The organism is Cellulomonas massiliensis JC225 (assembly GCF_000312005.1).
GTDB lineage: Bacteria > Actinomycetota > Actinomycetes > Actinomycetales > Cellulomonadaceae > Cellulomonas > Cellulomonas massiliensis.
The window spans coordinates 1,098,842-1,114,744 of record NZ_HE978588.1 but is presented as its reverse complement, the minus strand read 5'-3'; the positions used below and the strand labels follow the sequence as shown (position 1 = coordinate 1,114,744).

Sequence of the window (15,903 nt, the reverse complement as noted above, 5' to 3'; positions counted from 1 at the left end):
TCACCCGCGGTCGCCGCCGGCGCGGAGGCCGGCCCGCCCGCGTGACGGGCGGCCGGGCCCGCGCAGGCGTCACTCCCGGGGCAGCCGGACCGTCTCGTTCTCGGCGCCCTCGAAGCGCTGGCCGGTGACGGTCGCCTTGACGAAGCTGATCGCCGTCGCGAGGCGGCCGCCCGGGCTGTCCCAGTACTCAGCCGTGCGCGCATGCACCTTCACCAGCACGAGGCCGGGTGACTCGGGCCCGTCAGGGTACCAGGCCTTCGCGGTCGCGCCCCACAGCTCGCGCTGCTTCGCCACGTCGCGCACCACCTCCGCGGTGCCCGAGACGCTCACCCAGGACGAGCCGCCGGCGTACGCGACGTTGACGGGGCTCCCGGCCCCCACCTCCGCGACGAGGTGGCTCTCCGCGTCGGCGAAGAACCACAGGTCGCCGTCGAACTCCTCCTCCTGGGTGCCCATCGGGCGGCTGACGAGCGCACCGCTCGCGTCGACCGTCGTGACCATCGCGATCGAGACGTCGCGGATCAGCTCCGCGACCTTCGTGACGTCGTCGTCCTGCGCCATGGCTGTCTCCCGTCGTCGGCGCCTCGACGCTAGGCCCGCCCGGACCGCGCCGCACGACGAGACGTCGGGGCCGGCTCAGCCGGCCGGTGGGGCGGGCGACGCGACGAACGCCGCGTGGTCCCGCTCCGCGCGGTCGGCGTACGCGGCGGCGAAGTCCGCGAGCGCCTCGTCGGCGGTGGCGTCCGCGCCGAGGTACCCCGCCACCGCGAACCGGTCGCCGGAGCGCGCGTGCGCGCGTGCCAGCACCCAGGCGCACAGCCGCCCGTAGCCCAGCAGCCCCTCGGGCCGCAGCGCCCCGACGTCGACCCCGCCCTTCCAGTCGTGCAGCTGCCGCACGTAGTAGTCGCGCTCGCCGGTCCCGCCGCCGCCGCGCTGCCAGCCGAGCATGAGGTCGCTCGACGCCTGCATGAGGCGCTGCCCCTGCACCACGCGCTCGCCGTGCTGGGCGTACCCGCTCGCGCCGAGGAACGGCTCGAGCACGGACGCCGACGCCTCCTTCGCCTGCAGGACGAGCGCGTCGTCCGAGTCGACCCCCTGCAGCAGCAGGATCCAGCACCGGGTGCCGACGCTGCCGACGCCGACCACCTTGAGCGCGACGTCGACGACGGTGTACCCGGACAGGAGGCGCCGGCGGTCCGGCTGCAACGAGGCCCGGTAGTCGTCGATGAGCCGGGTGAGGCCGACCGCGTCGGCTCCGACGGTGCCCGTCGCCTGCAGGTGAGCGAGGGGCTGGACGAGCGGCGGGTCGGCGACGAACCGCCGGGTGCCCTCGTGCACCTCCGAGAGCCGCGCGAGCGAGCGCAGCTGCGTGCGCCGGCGCGCCTGGGCGGCGACCCGCTGCGTGGCGCGCGCCGCCTCCTGCGTCGCGCGCGCCAGCCGTGTCGCCTCCTCCACGTCCGCCGAGGAGTACCAGACGTCGAGGTCGCTCATCGCGACGAACTCGGCCATCGACCGGCGGTAGGAGCGCACGGCCCGCACGGTCACCCGGCGCCGCTCCTTGCGCCGGAGGCCGATCGCGCGGCCCGCGAGCTCGAGGCTCGCGACGAGCCGCTTGAGGTCCCACTCGAACGGTCCGGGCAGGGTCTCGTCGAAGTCGTTGAGGTCGAACAGCAGCCGCCGCTCCGGCGAGCCGAAGAGCCCGAAGTTCGCGACGTGCGCGTCGCCGCACAGCTGCACGGTGAGGCCGGAGTGCGGGGTCGCCGCCAGGTCGGCCGCCATCACCAGCGCGGTGCCGCGGTAGAAGGCGAACGGCGACGCGGCCATCCGGTCCCGCCGCAGGGGCAGGAGCGTCTCGACGCGTCCGACCTCCTGCCGGGCGACGAGCGACACCGCGTCCCGGCCCGGCGGCGCGCCGACCTCGGCGAGCCCCTCGAGCGGGAGCCGGCCGCGGGCGCGCGCGCCTGCGGCCGTCCTCGCCTCCCGCTCGGGCGACGTCATGGGTCGAACCTACGACCGGGAGGACGGGCGCGTCACCGCCCTGCGCGGGGTGGGCGTGGGCGCCGGCCGGCCGTGGACCGGCCGGCGCCCGTGGCGTCACGCCTCGCGCAGGACCTCGGCGACGAAGCGCGCGGACCGCTCGCGCAGCCCGGCGATGCGACGCTCGACGACGAGCGCGCGGGCGTCGTCGTCGTCCACGCCGGACTCGGCGAGCGTGGGCCGCCGGCGCACGTTGCGCGAGCAGGCGAACTCGGTGCAGACGAGGGTGCCGACCGTGTTGCCGCGGCGACCGGACGCCCCGGCCCGCCGGGCGACGTAGAGGCTCACGTCGTCGGTCGCGTGGACGTCCTCGCACCAGGCGCACATCGCCCGCCGCCGGACGCGCTCCTTGGCGTCGGTCGAGCGCAGCAGCACCCCGGTCGGGGTGCCGTCGAGCTCGACCACCGCGTACGCGGCCAGGGGCGCACGGCGGTCGCGCCAGCCGAGGTAGTCGAGGCGCGACCAGTCCAGAGCGGACAGGTCGGGCAGCGTGGCCTGGGCCGCCTCGCGGCGGGAGGCGTTGACGAAGGACTCGCGGATCTGCTTCTCGGTCAGGGGGTGCATCTCGGTCTCCGGTGGGTTCGGTCGGAGCCCGCGCTCCTCCACCGCGCGGCCGGCCCGGGGGCGGCTGCGGCGCGTCGGGAGGCGGGCAGGGCGCATCGGCGCCGCCTCCGTGACCTCGACGTCGGGACGGGTCAGCGGGTGGGGGCGCTCGGGAGCGCGAGGACCGAGCAGGCCATGCCGGCCACCTCTCCTCCTGCGCCGCGTGCGCGTGCGCCCCTCGTCGTCCGCCGGCCCGTGGGGCCGCTCCGACCGCTGCTCCGGGCAGCCGTCCACGTCCAGTGTGCCCGACGGACCAGCCCTCTGCCGAGCCCGTACCGGCGCCGCGGCCGTCCCGCGCAGCCCGTCAGGAACGGAGAAGCCCGCGGGCGCACCCCGCGCCTAGCGTGGTGGTCGAGGGCAGCGAGGGCCTGCACCGACCGAGGAGGGTCACGATGGCGGCGACGACGAGGGCGGCGGACGAGCCGACGTTCACGGAGGAGGAGCGCGCAGCGATGAAGGCGCGCTCGACGGAGGTCCGCGCGGAGCGACGGCGCGGCGCCGCCGCCGACCAGACTGCGGAGGTGCTGGAGAAGATCGCGTCGTTCGGTGAGCCCGACCGCGCCCTGGCGCAGCGGGTCCACGAGATCGTGGTGGCGGCGGCCCCGCACCTGGCGCCCCGGCTCTGGTACGGCATGCCCGCCTACTCCAAGGACGGCAAGGTGCTGTGCTTCTTCAAGCCCGCCGAGAAGTTCAAGATGCGCTACGCGACGCTCGGCTTCGAGGACCCGGCCGCGCTGGACGACGGGACGATGTGGCCGACCGTGTGGGCGCTGACCTCGATCACGGACGAGGTCGCGGACCGCATCGCGGAGCTGGTCGCGCGCGCCGCCGCGTGAGACGACCGACCTGACGGCCGGCCGGTCCGACGACCGGCCGGCCGTCGTCGTCCCCGGCGACGCAAGACGCGGCGTCTCGCTGGCCGAGACGCGTGCTCGGCCGCGCCCGCCGACGTGGTGCCATTCGACCCATGAGCAGCGCACACGCCCCGCACGCGACGGTCGTCGCGTCCGGCCTGCGCTGTTGTCGTCGCCGCTGAGGCGACCCGTCCCCGTGACGGCCGCGCCGTGAGCAGCACGTGCGCCCCGGGTGCCTGCTGACCGGCGACCCCCTCCCCGCCCCCCGGGCCTCGCCGCGCGCCCCGGCGGTCCCCCGCCACCCGTGGCAGACTCACGAACCAGCAGCAAGAGAGGTCTCTCCATGCGCCGCCCCACCCACCGCCGCCTCGCCTCCGGGCTCCTCGTCGCCGCCGTCGGGCTCGCGCTCGCCGCGTGCTCCTCGTCCGGCTCGGGCACGCCGTCCGCGAGCGCCGGGTCCGACGACTCGCTGTCCGCCGTGCAGGACGCCGGGAAGATCGTCTTCGGGACCGAGGGCACCTACCGCCCGTTCTCGTACCACGAGGACGGCTCCGGCGAGCTCACCGGCTTCGACGTCGAGATCGCCCGCGCCGTCGCCGAGAAGCTCGGCGTCGAGGCGACGTTCGAGGAGACGCAGTGGGACGCGATCTTCGCCGGCCTCGAGGCGGGCCGGTTCGACGCGATCGCGAACCAGGTCTCGATCAACGCCGAGCGTGAGGCGAAGTACACGTTCTCCACGCCGTACACCTACTCGCGCGGCGTGATCGTCACCAAGGACTCGGACTCCGCGATCACGTCGTTCGACGACCTGAAGGGCAAGCGGACCGCCCAGTCGCTCACGAGCAACTGGTACACGCTCGCCGAGGACTCGGGTGCGACCGTCGAGCCCGTCGAGGGCTGGGCGCAGGCCGTCGCGCTCGTCGAGCAGGGCCGCGTCGACGCGACCATCAACGACGAGCTGACCTTCCTGGACTACAAGACGCAGACCGGCGCCGCCGGCCTGAAGGTCGCCGCCGAGACCGACGACGTCTCGAAGCAGGCGTTCGCGTTCGCCGGCGGCTCGGACGCGCTCGCGAAGGCCGTGGACGACGCGCTCGCCGCGCTGGCGAGCGACGGCACCCTGAAGTCGATCTCGGAGAAGTACTTCGGCGCCGACGTCACGCAGGAGTAGCACCGGATGACCGCGCCCGACTGGCAGCTCGCGATCGACTCGCTGCTGCCGCTCGTCACGGGGGCCGTCCGCGGCACCATCCCGCTCGCGATCATGTCGTTCGCGTGCGGGATGGTGATCGCGGTCGTCGTCGCGCTCATGCGGCTGTCCCGCCGGCGGTTCGTCTCGTGGCTCGCGCGGGCCTACGTGTCGGTCGTGCGCGGCACCCCGCTGCTCGTCCAGCTCTTCGTCATCTTCTACGGCCTGCCGTCGATCGGGCTGCTCATCGACCCGTGGCCGAGCGCCGTCGTCGCGTTCTCGATCAACGTCGGCGGCTACGCGGCGGAGATCGTCCGGGCGGCGATCCTCTCGGTGCCGCGGGGCCAGTGGGAGGCGGCCTACGTCGTCGGGATGTCCCACCGCACGGCGCTGGTCCGCGTGATCCTGCCCCAGGCGGCGCGCGTCTCCGTCCCGCCGCTGTCGAACACGTTCATCAGCCTCGTGAAGGACACGTCGCTCGCGTCGCTCATCCTCGTGACCGAGCTGTTCCGCGAGGCGCAGAAGATCGCCGCGTTCTCGCAGGAGTTCATGCTCCTGTACGTCGAGGCCGCGGCCGTGTACTGGGTGATCTGCCTCGCGCTGTCCGCGGTGCAGAGCCGCCTCGAGACCCGGTTGGAGCGTCATGTCGCAACCTGAGGACGAGCGGCGCGAGGCGCTGCTCACGGTCACCGACGTCCACAAGACGTTCGGCTCGACCGAGGTGCTGCGCGGCGTCGACCTGACCGTGCACCGCGGCGACGTCGTCGCCGTCATCGGGGCGTCCGGCTCGGGCAAGACGACCCTGCTGCGCTGCCTCAACGGGCTGGAGACCCCCGACCGCGGCGTCGTCGAGATGGACGGCGGGCCGCGCGTCGACTTCGCGACCCGGCCCTCGCGGAAGGTCGTGCACGCGCTGCGCGACCGCTCGGCGATGGTCTTCCAGCAGCACAACCTGTTCCCCCACCGCACCGTGATCCAGAACGTGCTGGAGGGACCGCTCGTCGTCCAGAAGCGGCCCGTCGCCGAGGCGACCGCGGAGGCCGAGGCGCTGCTCGCGCGCGTCGGGCTCGCCGACAAGCGCGACGCGTACCCCGTGCAGCTCTCCGGCGGGCAGCAGCAGCGTGTCGGCATCGTCCGGGCGCTCGCCCTGCACCCTGACCTGCTGCTGTTCGACGAGCCGACGTCGGCCCTCGACCCCGAGCTCGTCGGCGAGGTCCTCTCGCTCATCCTCGAGCTCGCCCGTGAGGGCTGGACGATGGTGATCGTCACGCACGAGCTGCAGTTCGCCCGCGAGGTGGCGAACACCGTGGTCTTCGTCGACCAGGGGCGCGTCCTGGAGTCCGGGCCGCCCTCCCAGGTGCTGCGCGACCCCGTCGAGGAGCGCACGCGGCAGTTCGTCCACCGCCTCCTGCACCCGTTCTGATCCCCGGCGCGGGGCAGCCGGTCCGCGGGAGTCCGCGGGGCCGGAGCGACCTAGGGCACCGAGGGCCGGACGAGCCCGGTGACGAGGTCGCAGACCCGGGCCGCGTACTGCGCGGACGTCATCCGGTCGCCGCCCTGCTCCGGCAGGAGGTTCAGACGGCGCTCGAGGTCCTCAGCCGTCAGCTCCTCCGGAGCCAGCAACGACCAGCGGTACCAGCGCGGCGGCGGCGCTACGCCCGCCTCGTGCAGGTACGTGACGAGCTCCGCGTACGTCTCCGCGACGTCGTCCTCGTCCAGATGGCGTTCCCACCGTCGCGCCCCGCCGTCGGACGTCCGGACCTCGACCCGCACGCGTCCCGTGCCCGGCCGCACCTCGTCCGCCCTCACGAGGCCCGGCCCGGCGGCGAAGGCGACGAGGGTCGACCTGAGGTCCTCCGGGAGGTCGATCCAGTTGCCATCACGAGGCGTCTCTGCCGTGATGATCTGCGCCCACCGCTCGTCACCGGACACCGACGCGCATCCCTTCGTCAACCGACCGTGGCGTCATGTCGCCGTCCGGGCCGTGCTCGATGCTCGTCGCCCGCACGTCATCGCGGAGGGCAAGGGATTCGAACCCTTGAGTACGGGGTCACCGCACTAACGGTTTTCAAGACCGTCGCTTTCGGCCGCTCAGCCAGCCCTCCTCGCCGCGCCGTCGCCGGCCACGGCGGGGACGAGTCTCCCACAGCGCCGACGCGTCACTCCCACGGCGTCGGGTCGTCGCGCCACCAGGTCGGCGCGCGGCCCGGGGAGACGACCCGCAGGCCGTACAGCGCGCTGACGCGGGCGAGGTGCACGTCGTACGTCGCCACGGTCGTCACGTCGGGGTGCGCGAGCGCGGCGCCGACGTGGAGGGCGACGAACGGCGGCAGGACGCCCGCGACCTGGGTGGCCCGGCGCACCGACTGGTCCGAGAACCGCACGACCTCGACCCGCTCGGCGACCTCGTGCGCGACGCCGCCCGCCGCCGGTCCGAGCGGCCGGGCCGTGCCGCGCAGCTCGCTGATCCCGAGCGGGGTGGTCACGAGCTCGGCCTCGTGCCGGGCCGCCCAGGCGCGCCAGGCCGAGCCGTCGGGTGCGCCGTCGAGGTAGCGGGTCAGCGCCGAGCCGTCCGCGTACACACGGGGGTGCTCGACCGGCGGCGGGGGCTGCACGAGCACCGGGTCATTGTCCCGTACTCGTCGCGGGCCGCGGCAGGAGCCCTCCGCACGTCACCCGGACGACGAAGGCCGGCCCCGCGCGTGCGGGGCCGGCCTTGCGTCGGTACGGGCTCAGGCCCGGTTGCGCAGACGCTCCATGGCGAGCTGCACGAGCGAGATGAGCGCCTGCTTGGTGGCGGCCCGCGACCGCGCGTCGGTGTACATCACCGGCACGTGCGCCGGGATGGCCAGCGCCTCGCGGACGTCCTCCAGCTGGTGCTTGGCGACGCCGTCGAAGCAGTTGACGCCCACGACGAACGGGATCCCACGGCTCTCGAAGTAGTCCACGGCGGGGAAGCACTGGTCCAGCCGGTCGGTGTCGACGAGGACGACGGCGCCGATGGCACCGCGGACCAGGTCGTCCCACATGAACAGGAAGCGGTCCTGGCCAGGGGTGCCGAACAGGTAGAGCCACAGCGACCCCGGCAGGGCGATGCGACCGAAGTCCATCGCCACCGTGGTGGTGGTCTTGCGGTCCGACACGCCACCGGCGTCGTCGACGCCGACGGAGTGCTCGGTCATCGCGGCCTCGGTGTTGAGGGGCTCGATGTCCGAGATGGAACCGATGAAGGTCGTCTTGCCGACGGCGAACCCGCCGGCGACGACGATCTTGACGACGGTGGGGGCGACGGACGGAGCGGTGCCGGCGGGAGCGGCCACCGCTGCGTCAGAGGGCGGAAATGCCATTGAGAACACTCTCCAGCACGCTCAGGGACAGGGCGGGGGACTCGCCGGTGTTGACTTCGACCGGCTGCGATGTGTGCACGCGCACGTACTCCTGGTCGGCCATGTCGGACACGAGGATCCGAACCACGCCGAGCGGGAGGTGGAGCAGGGCGGAGAGCTCTGCCACCGACACGTACGTGTGGGCTGCGTGCTGGAGGATCGCACGCTTCTCCGGGGTGAGGCCCGTTCCGGCCACGGCGCCCGGCATGACCTCGACCAGCGCCTCGAGAGGCAGGTCGGACCGTGCGGAGCGCACGCGGCCACCGGTCACGGCGTAGGGCCGGACCGTCCTGGCCTCGTACTCGATGTATTCGTCCATGGACGCCTCGGGTCTCGGGTCAGGCCACCGGGGCGCGGGTCGCGCCGTCGACGGGCAGCTGGCCACGCATCTCGGTGATGAGCTGCGGGGTGAGCGTGGCCTCGGTGCGGGAGACGAGCATCGCCATCTCGTAGCCGATGAGGCCGACGTCGCAGCTCGCCTCGGCGACCACGGCGAGGACGGAGCCGTTCGAGACGCTCATGAGGAAGAGGAAGAGGTTGTCCATCTCGATGATCGCCTGACGCACCTCCCCCGCACGCAGCTGCCGCGACGCACCGCGGGTCAGGCTCGACATGCCGGAGACGATCGCCGCGAGCTGGTCGCCGCTGGTGCGGTCGAGCTGCTCGGACATCGCCATCAGGAGACCGTCGGCCGACACCACCAGAGTGTGGCGGGTGCCGGGCACGGTCCGGACGAAATTGTCCAGGAGCCAGCCGAAGTTGGCTGCCTCGGTGCTGAGCGCGGTCACACTTCCTCCTTGCTGGTGCAGTCGGGGCCGACTGCCTTCTGATTCTTCTCCACAGGGCTGTGGGGGTTCCGGGACATCACGGGGTGGTGCTGGTCTGGTTCTCGTCCAGGGACGCGCGGCGGCCGCGCGTGGTCCCGGACTGGAAGCTCGACAGACGCGAGCGGAGCTGGTCGGCGTCGCGCTCGATCGGCGTGGCGGCGTCCTCGACGGGTGCCTGCCGCGGGATCGCCGTCGGCACGCGCTTCTGGAGCGAGGCGTTCGGCGAGCCCATCGCCGCCGGCCGGTAGGCCGACAGCTGGCTGAGCTCGGACAGCGCCTGCTCCTGGATGTCCGAGCGGAGCGCCAGCATCGCGGCGACCTCGTCGGACAGTGCGCCCACCGACGGCGCGACCGAGGGCGGCAGCGACGGCTGGGGGACGGTGGACACGTGCGGCGCGCCGTTCTGGGGGCGCGTCGCCCACTCCGGCGGGGCCCAGCCCGAGACCGGGCTCTGCTCCGCGGCGGAGGTCTGCGGGGCCGGGGCCGGCGCGGCGGGCGCCTGCCACGCCGGGGCCTGCCAGCCGGCGGCCGGGGCCGGGGCGCTCGGGGCGACGGGGGCTGCCGGGGCGCCCCACGCGGACTCGCGCACCGGCTGCTCCGGAGCCGCCTCGGCGGCGACCGGGGCCGTCACCTGCTTGCGGCGGCCGAACATCCCGAACAGCTTGCGCTGGCGCGGCTCCTCGGCGGGCGTCTCCGCGCCCGACGCGGTCGGCGCCCACGAGGGCTGGGCCGGCGCCTGGGCGACCACCGGGTCGGGGGCCACGACGGGCGCCTGCTCGGCGACGGACGGGGCCACGGCGGCGGGCTGCTCGAAGGCCGGGGCCTCGTAGGCCGGGGCCTCGAACGCGGGCGCCTCGTACGTCGGGGCCTCGAACGCGGGCGTCTCGACGGCCGGGGCCTGGGCCACGGGCTCCTCGATCGGCTCCTCGACGACGGGCTCGACGAGCTGCGTCGCGTCGACGTCCGGCTCGAGCTGCGGCCAGGCCTCCTGCGCGGTCTGCGGGGACCACACCGGCTCGTCCTGCGCCTCCGCGGCGGGCTCGAAGGTGGGCGGCTGGACGGCCTGCGGCTGCCAGGCCGGCGCCTCCTCCTCGACCACGGGGGCCTCGAACGCGGGCGTCTCGGCGACCGGCTGCTCCTCCTGGGAGTGCCAGGCGCGGGCGGCAGCGAGCGACTCGGCGAACGTCGTCTGCGGGGTCGGAGCCGCCGCGCGGCGACCGGCCCAGCCGGCGTAGCCGCTGTAGGAGGTGAACGCCTGCGAGATCGGCGTGCGCGCCGCCGGGGCCGCCTCGGCCGTCGGCTCCGCCTGCGCGACCTCGGCCACGGGGGCCTCGTCGGCGGCCTCGGACGACGTCGTGTACTCGGTCCAGTGCGCGGCGGGGGCCTCGACCTCGTCGTGCGCCGGCTCGTAGGACGGCGTGAACGCGGGCTCGTCGGACGCGACGGGCTGCTCGGCGACCGGCTCGACGTCGGCCGACGCGTGGTCGACCGGGTCGGCCTCGGGCGCAGCGGCCCACTGCGCGGCGTGCTGGGCACGGCTCGGCAGCGGCTGCTCCTCGGCGGCCGGGACCGGCGCCCACGGCTGCTCCTCAGCAGCCTGCGCCGGGGCCCAGGGCTGCTCGTCGGCCGCCTGGACCGGGGCCCACGGCTGCTCCTCAGCAGCCTGCACCGGAGCCCACGGCTGCTCCTCAGCAGCCTGCACCGGAGCCCACGGCTGCTCCTCAGCAGCCTGCACCGGAGCCCACGGCTGCTCGTCGGCGGCCTGGACCGGCGCCCACGGCTGCTCCTCAGCAGCCTGCACCGGAGCCCACGGCTGCTCGTCGGCGGCCTGGGCCGGCGCCCAGGCCTGCTCCTCGGAAGCCTGCACCGGAGCCCACGGCTCCTCCTGCGCGGCCTCGGCCTGCGGCGCGGGCTCGGGCTCGACCTCGACCGGGGCCCAGGCCTCGGCGGCGGCGGCCAGCGGCTCGGCCGGCGCCCAGGGCTGCTCGGTCTCGTCCTCGTCGGACGCGAAGCCGATCGGCGCGACCTGCTCCTCGACGGCCTCGGGCTCGGCCGCCGCGACCGGCGCGTCGTCCTCGTCCTCGGCGAGCTGCGGCGTCCACGGCTCCTCGTCCTCGGCCACCTCGGGCACGACGATCGGCTGCGGAGGCGCCGCGTGGGCACCCAGCGACATCCAGGGAGCGCGCACGACCTCGTCGCCGCCGACGCCGGTGGCGCGCAGGTCGCCACCCTCGCCCTCGACGACCGACCGGCCGCGGAAGCCGGAGAACAGGCCCGCGCGAGCGGCGGGGGCGGGCACCTCAGCCGGCGCCGCGGGGGCCTCCGGCTGGGGAGCGGCCCACGCGGAGGTCCGCGTGCGGCTCGGCAGCCCGGCGTTCGCCGCGGGCGCGATGGCCGGCGGCGTCCACTCGGACGCACCGGAGCCGAGGTCGGACGAGAGGACCGGCGTCGGCGCGGCCGGCAGGACCAGGTTGTCCTCGTCGAACGTCTTGCGCGGACGGGTCGGCAGCTGGCTGCCGCCCTGCGCGGCGGGCGCGACCGGCGCGGCCGGGGCCGCCGGGGCGACCGCGGGGACCTCGGTGCTGTCGCCGCGGCGGCGACGCGGCAGGCCGCCGTCGGTGGCGCCGTCGGTGAGGGCGTTGAGGTCGACCTCCTGCACGACGGGCGCCTCGACGACCGGCACCTCGCCCGACGCGGGCGCGCTCGGCGTGTAGAGCGGCGTCTCGGTCGCGGCGAACAGCGCGGCCGGGAAGTAGACGACGGCGTCGGTGCCCGAGCCGGACGCGCCGCGCTGCAGGCGGACCTGCGCGCCGAGGCGCACGGCCAGGCGGCCGACGACGAAGAGGCCGAGGCGCTGGTTGCCGAGCGCGTCACCCGCGGAGGTCGACGAGATCTTCGCGTTGGCGGCGTCGATCTCCTCGTCGGACATGCCCAGGCCGCGGTCGGCGATGCGCACGATCACGGAGCCCTGCGAGACGCCCGTCGACACCGTCACCGGGGTCTCGGGCTCGGAGAACACCGTGGCGTTCTCGAGCAGCTCGGCGAGCAGGTGGGCGGCGCCGAGCGCGTTGAACCCGAGCATGTGCGGGTCGACGTGCAGGTCCAGCTCGACGCGGTCGTACTGCTCGATCTCCGACGAGGCGGTGCGGATGACGTCGGACAGCGGCATCGCGTCGCGGAGACGACGGCCCGAGTCGATGCCCGCGAGCACCAGGAGGGACTCCGCGTTACGACGCATGCGGGTCGCGAGGTGGTCGAGGCGGAACAGGTTGGCCAGCGTGCCGGGGTCCTCCTCGGACCGCTCGAGCGAGTCGATGAACGACAGCTGGCGGTTGAGGAGCACCTGGTCGCGGCGGGCGACGTTGACGAACATCTCCGCGATCGACCCACGGAGGGCGGCCTGCTCCTGTGCGACCTCGACGGTGGTCGAGTTCACGGAGTTGAACGCGGCGGCCAGCTGGCCGACCTCGTCGCGGGACGTCACGGGGATGGGCTCGAGCGTGAGCTCCGGGCCCTCGCCGGGGACGGCCACCTGCTCGACGATGCGCGGCAGCTGCTCGCGGACGTCGGCGGCGGCACGCGTCAGGCGCCGCAGCGGGACGACGATGGCGCGGGAGACGACCATCGCGAAGAGGAAGGACAGGGCGGCCGCGAGGATCGTCACGGCGATGGTGAGGAACGTCTGGCTGCGGGCGTCGCTCGCGGCGGCCGCGGCGACCTTCTCGCCCTTGACGAGGATCCCCGTGTTGAGGGTCGAGAGGCGCTCGAGCTGCCCCTGGAACTCGACCGGGTACTCCTCGGGCTTGAACTGGCTCAGCGCCTGCCCCGAGCCGTCCGCCACGTAGGCGCGGATGCGGGAGAACGTGGCCGACGGGTCCTGCGCCGGCATCGTGAGGTTCGTGTCGTCGAGGAACCGCACCGAGGTGCCGGTCTCGAGGCGCGAGAGCTCACTGGCGGTCGACATGTTGGCGTAGGCCTGGAGCATCGCCTCGGTGGCCTCGCCGCGGGCGCCCATGATCCGGATGCCCTGGATCATCTCGGTGATGAGCTGGTTGGCCGTCTCACCGATGGCCTGGTTCGCGTCGATGTACCGCGCGACCTCGCGGTTCGGCATCGAGTTGCCGATCGCGGTGACGAGGTCGAGCTGGGAGGAGACGATCGCGGAGTACGCGTTCTCCGAGTACGGGCCCGCGGCGCCGCGGTCGATCTCGGCGCGCACGCGGGGGAGGTCGGTCGCGTACTTCTCCTGCACCTGGCGGAACTGGCTCACCAGGACGGCGGGGAACAGCGACAGGTCGAGCTTCCCGGTGTACTCACGGGTCTCGTCGAGCGCGTCGTCCACCTTCTCGCGCGCGGCCGCGATCTCGTCCTTCGAGCCGCCCGTCTGCGACGCGATGCGCTCGTTCTGCAGCGCGGCCGACAGCGGCGCGTACGCCTGCAGCGTCTCCATGACGGCCTCGGCGGCGTTCGCCTGGCGCAGGTCCTGGATCGCGCCCCACGAGATCCACGCACCAGCCCCGATCAGAACGAGCATGGGGACGGCGAGAACGGCGAGAATCTTGGCACGAATGCCGAGCCGTCGCAGCATGTCGATCCCTTCGTCTTCCCCGGTCGGGGATGTCCTGCGGCCGAACGCACGCGTGGTGGCGCATGCACGGGGTTCCCCGTTCGCCTCTCATCGGCTGCTGGACACGAGACCATTAGCCCGCGGCAGAGTTTGCCATGTACCTCACCCACTGGGATACGGCCCGGAGCGACGCGCCGAGGGCGCTTAGGGTGCTTTCGTGCGCATCGTCGACGTGGCGGCGGCCGCGGGCCCCGGAGCGGGGCCCGACGCCCTGCAGGTGAAGCAGGCCCCGGACCCCGTCCCGGGCCCCGGGGAGCTCCTCGTCGAGGTGGCCGCAGCGGGCGTGAATCGTGCCGACCTGCTGCAGCGCCAGGGCCACTACCCGCCGCCCCCGGGCGCTCCGGCGTGGCCGGGCCTGGAGGCCGCCGGGGTCGTCGCGCGCGTCGGGGGCGGGCTGAGCGGCTGGGCAGAGGGCGACCGCGCCGCCGTCCTGCTCGCCGGCGGCGGCTACGCGGAGCGGGTCGTCGTGCCCGCCGCCCAAGCGCTGCGCGTCCCCGACGGGCTCGACCTCGTGGCCGCGGCGGCGCTGCCCGAGGCCCTGGCGACGGTGTGGTCGAACCTCGAGGCCGCACACGCACGGGCCGGCGAGCAGCTCCTCGTGCGGGGCGGCTCGGGCGGCGTCGGCTCGGCCGCCGTCATGGTCGCCGCGGCGCTGGGCCTGCGGGTGCTGGCGACCGCGGGCGGGCCGGAGCGCGTGGCGCGCGTCGCGGGGCTGGGCGCCGACGTCGCGCTCGACCACCGGGCCGACGACCTCGTGGAGCAGGTCCTCGAGGCGAGCGGGGGCGGCGTCGACGTCGTCCTCGATGTGCTCGGCGCCGGTGCGCTGGCCGCGAACCTGCGGATGCTCGCCGACGACGGGCGACTCGTCGTCATCGGCATGCAGCAGGGGCGGCGCGGCGAGCTGGACCTGGGTCTGCTGCTGGCCAAGCGCGCCGCCGTGATCGGGACGACGCTGCGCGCCCGCCCGCCGGAGCAGAAGGCGGCGATCGTCGCGGGCGTGGCGGAGCACGTCTGGCCCGCGGTCGCGGACGGCCGCGTGCGCCCGGTCGTGCACGCCACGGTCCCGTTCGACGACGCGGCGCGCGCGCACCGGATGCTGGAGTCCGGCGAGGTGTTCGGGAAGGTGCTGCTGGTCCCCTGACCGCTCAGTCGAGCAGCCCCGCCGCGAGCGCCGGGACGATGACCGGCGCGAGCGGCAGCCGCGGGATCAGCGTGGCCTGCACGGCGTGGTACAGGTCCGCCTTTCCGGCCCACACCGTGCGGGACACCGTGTTGTCGGTGCCGAGCTCGTGCCACCAGGAGCCGCCCTCGCGGTCCAGGACGTACCGGCCGACGTAGTCCCACCACTGCGCGTACAGGTCGTCGAACCGGTCGTCCCCCGTCGCCGCGTGCAGCGTGGCGGCCGCCGCGATCGCCTCGGCCGCGACCCAGTGCATCCGCTCCCGGACGACCGGCGTGCCCTCCCAGTCGACGGTGTAGACGAAGCCGTCCGCGCCGTCGACGGCCCAGCCCTCGCGGACGCCCGCGTCGAACAGCCCGACCGCGTCGTCGAGCATCCACGCCGGCGCGCTCTCGCCGCGGGCCTGCAGCGCGGCGCGGGCGTGCAGCGTCAGGCGCGCCCACTCGAACCAGTGGCCGATCGTCGCGCCGAACGGGCGGAACGGGTGCGCCGGCGTCGCGCGGTTGTAGTCGAGCAGCGGGTTCCACGCGTCGTCGAAGTGCTCGGGCAGCCGCCACCCGTTCCCGCGCGCGAACCCGTGGACGACGCGCTCGACGACCCGCACCGCGCGGTCGAGCCACACGCGGTCGCCGGTGACGTCGGCGGCGGCGAGGTACGCCTCGACCGTGTGCATGTTCGCGTTGACGCCCCGGTAGCCGTCGAGCGTCGTGAACGTGCGGTCCCACTCCTCGACGACCATGCCGGCGTCCTCGTCCCAGAAGCGCTGCTCCGAGACCTCGAGCGCCCGGTCCAGCAGCTCGGCGGCGCCGGGCCGCCCGGCCGCCGCGGCGGAGGACGCGGCGAGCACGACGAACGCGTGCGGGTAGGCGGCCTTCACGTCGTCGCGTGGCGTGCCGTCGCGCTCGACCTCGGCGAACCACCCGCCGTGCTCGTCGTCCGCGAACAGCCCGCGGACGGCCTCGACGCCGTGGTCGACGAACGCCGCCATCCCGGGCCGGCCGAGCAGGTGGCCGATCGCGTAGACGTGCGTCATGCGGCACGCGATCCACAGCTCGAGCGGCCCGTCCTGCGCCGTGCCGTCCTCGCCCTGCCGCGCGAAGCCCCCGGACGGGACCAGCGAGCGCCGCCCGAACTCCAGGAGGCGGTCCGTCTCGGACTCGAGCCAGCGAGCGTGGGCGGGAGCGGTGAGCCACATGGCGT

General features: G+C 74.6%; 15 protein-coding genes and 1 tRNA gene. 5 read left to right on the top strand and 11 right to left on the bottom strand.

Annotated elements, in window-relative coordinates; genetic code table 11:
* Positions 1 to 69: 69 nt before the first annotated feature.
* From HGCM_RS05310 to HGCM_RS05300, 3 genes are all read right to left on the bottom strand, one after another.
* Complete coding sequence (locus HGCM_RS05310) at positions 70 to 561, bottom strand: pyridoxamine 5'-phosphate oxidase family protein (protein ID WP_019135836.1); 492 nt, start codon at positions 559 to 561, stop codon at positions 70 to 72.
* A gap of 75 nt (positions 562 to 636) precedes the next feature.
* Entirely contained in the window at positions 637 to 1,998 is a 1,362-nt protein-coding gene (locus HGCM_RS16980) for a DUF2252 domain-containing protein (RefSeq protein WP_019135835.1), read from the bottom strand.
* Between the two features lie 96 nt (positions 1,999 to 2,094).
* Positions 2,095 to 2,601, bottom strand: a complete 507-nt coding sequence (locus HGCM_RS05300; RefSeq protein ID WP_026075279.1) for an FBP domain-containing protein — start codon at positions 2,599 to 2,601, stop codon at positions 2,095 to 2,097.
* 431 nt (positions 2,602 to 3,032) lie between these two features.
* Here HGCM_RS05300 and HGCM_RS05290 point away from each other — a divergent pair, with 431 nt between their 5' ends.
* From HGCM_RS05290 to HGCM_RS05275, 4 genes are all read left to right on the top strand, one after another.
* Complete coding sequence (locus HGCM_RS05290) at positions 3,033 to 3,476, top strand: iron chaperone (protein WP_019135833.1); 444 nt, start codon at positions 3,033 to 3,035, stop codon at positions 3,474 to 3,476.
* Between the two features lie 361 nt (positions 3,477 to 3,837).
* Positions 3,838 to 4,665 (top strand): amino acid ABC transporter substrate-binding protein, encoded by an 828-nt coding sequence (locus HGCM_RS05285; RefSeq protein WP_019135832.1) that lies wholly within the window; start codon positions 3,838 to 3,840, stop codon positions 4,663 to 4,665.
* A 6-nt stretch (positions 4,666 to 4,671) separates the two neighbouring features.
* Positions 4,672 to 5,340, top strand: a complete 669-nt coding sequence (locus HGCM_RS05280) for an amino acid ABC transporter permease (RefSeq protein WP_019135831.1) — start codon at positions 4,672 to 4,674, stop codon at positions 5,338 to 5,340.
* The gene (locus HGCM_RS05275; RefSeq protein WP_019135830.1) at positions 5,327 to 6,106 is read left to right on the top strand and encodes an amino acid ABC transporter ATP-binding protein; all 780 of its coding nucleotides are present in this window, start codon (positions 5,327 to 5,329) and stop codon (positions 6,104 to 6,106) included. Before HGCM_RS05280 ends, HGCM_RS05275 begins: the two co-directional genes overlap by 14 nt.
* A 50-nt stretch (positions 6,107 to 6,156) precedes the next feature.
* Here HGCM_RS05275 and HGCM_RS05270 read toward each other — a convergent pair whose 3' ends face one another.
* From HGCM_RS05270 to HGCM_RS05240, 7 genes are all read right to left on the bottom strand, one after another.
* Positions 6,157 to 6,636: a DUF5956 family protein gene (locus HGCM_RS05270; protein ID WP_218917035.1), complete on the bottom strand. Its 480-nt coding sequence runs from the start codon at positions 6,634 to 6,636 to the stop codon at positions 6,157 to 6,159.
* 62 nt (positions 6,637 to 6,698) lie between these two features.
* Positions 6,699 to 6,788: transfer RNA gene (locus tag HGCM_RS05265), tRNA-Ser, on the bottom strand.
* 54 nt (positions 6,789 to 6,842) lie between these two features.
* Positions 6,843 to 7,304, bottom strand: coding sequence for a PIN domain-containing protein (locus tag HGCM_RS05260; RefSeq protein ID WP_019135828.1), 462 nt, complete (start codon positions 7,302 to 7,304; stop codon positions 6,843 to 6,845).
* A gap of 111 nt (positions 7,305 to 7,415) precedes the next feature.
* On the bottom strand, positions 7,416 to 8,030 hold the full coding sequence (locus HGCM_RS05255) for a GTP-binding protein (protein WP_026075278.1): 615 nt from the start codon (positions 8,028 to 8,030) through the stop codon (positions 7,416 to 7,418).
* Complete coding sequence (locus HGCM_RS05250; protein WP_019135826.1) at positions 8,011 to 8,388, bottom strand: DUF742 domain-containing protein; 378 nt, start codon at positions 8,386 to 8,388, stop codon at positions 8,011 to 8,013. Before HGCM_RS05250 ends, HGCM_RS05255 begins: the two co-directional genes overlap by 20 nt.
* A 19-nt stretch (positions 8,389 to 8,407) precedes the next feature.
* Positions 8,408 to 8,857, bottom strand: a complete 450-nt coding sequence (locus HGCM_RS05245) for a roadblock/LC7 domain-containing protein (protein ID WP_019135825.1) — start codon at positions 8,855 to 8,857, stop codon at positions 8,408 to 8,410.
* Positions 8,858 to 8,933: 76 nt separating this feature from the next.
* Positions 8,934 to 13,430: a sensor histidine kinase gene (locus HGCM_RS05240; RefSeq protein ID WP_026075277.1), complete on the bottom strand. Its 4,497-nt coding sequence runs from the start codon at positions 13,428 to 13,430 to the stop codon at positions 8,934 to 8,936.
* Between the two features lie 250 nt (positions 13,431 to 13,680).
* On the opposite strand from HGCM_RS05240, the gene HGCM_RS05235 reads away from it, so the two are divergent.
* Entirely contained in the window at positions 13,681 to 14,664 is a 984-nt protein-coding gene (locus HGCM_RS05235) for a zinc-binding dehydrogenase (RefSeq protein ID WP_019135824.1), read from the top strand.
* A 4-nt stretch (positions 14,665 to 14,668) separates the two neighbouring features.
* On the opposite strand, the gene HGCM_RS05230 is transcribed toward HGCM_RS05235, so the two are convergent.
* Positions 14,669 to 15,898 (bottom strand): AGE family epimerase/isomerase, encoded by a 1,230-nt coding sequence (locus HGCM_RS05230; RefSeq protein ID WP_019135823.1) that lies wholly within the window; start codon positions 15,896 to 15,898, stop codon positions 14,669 to 14,671.
* Positions 15,899 to 15,903 lie beyond the last annotated feature (5 nt).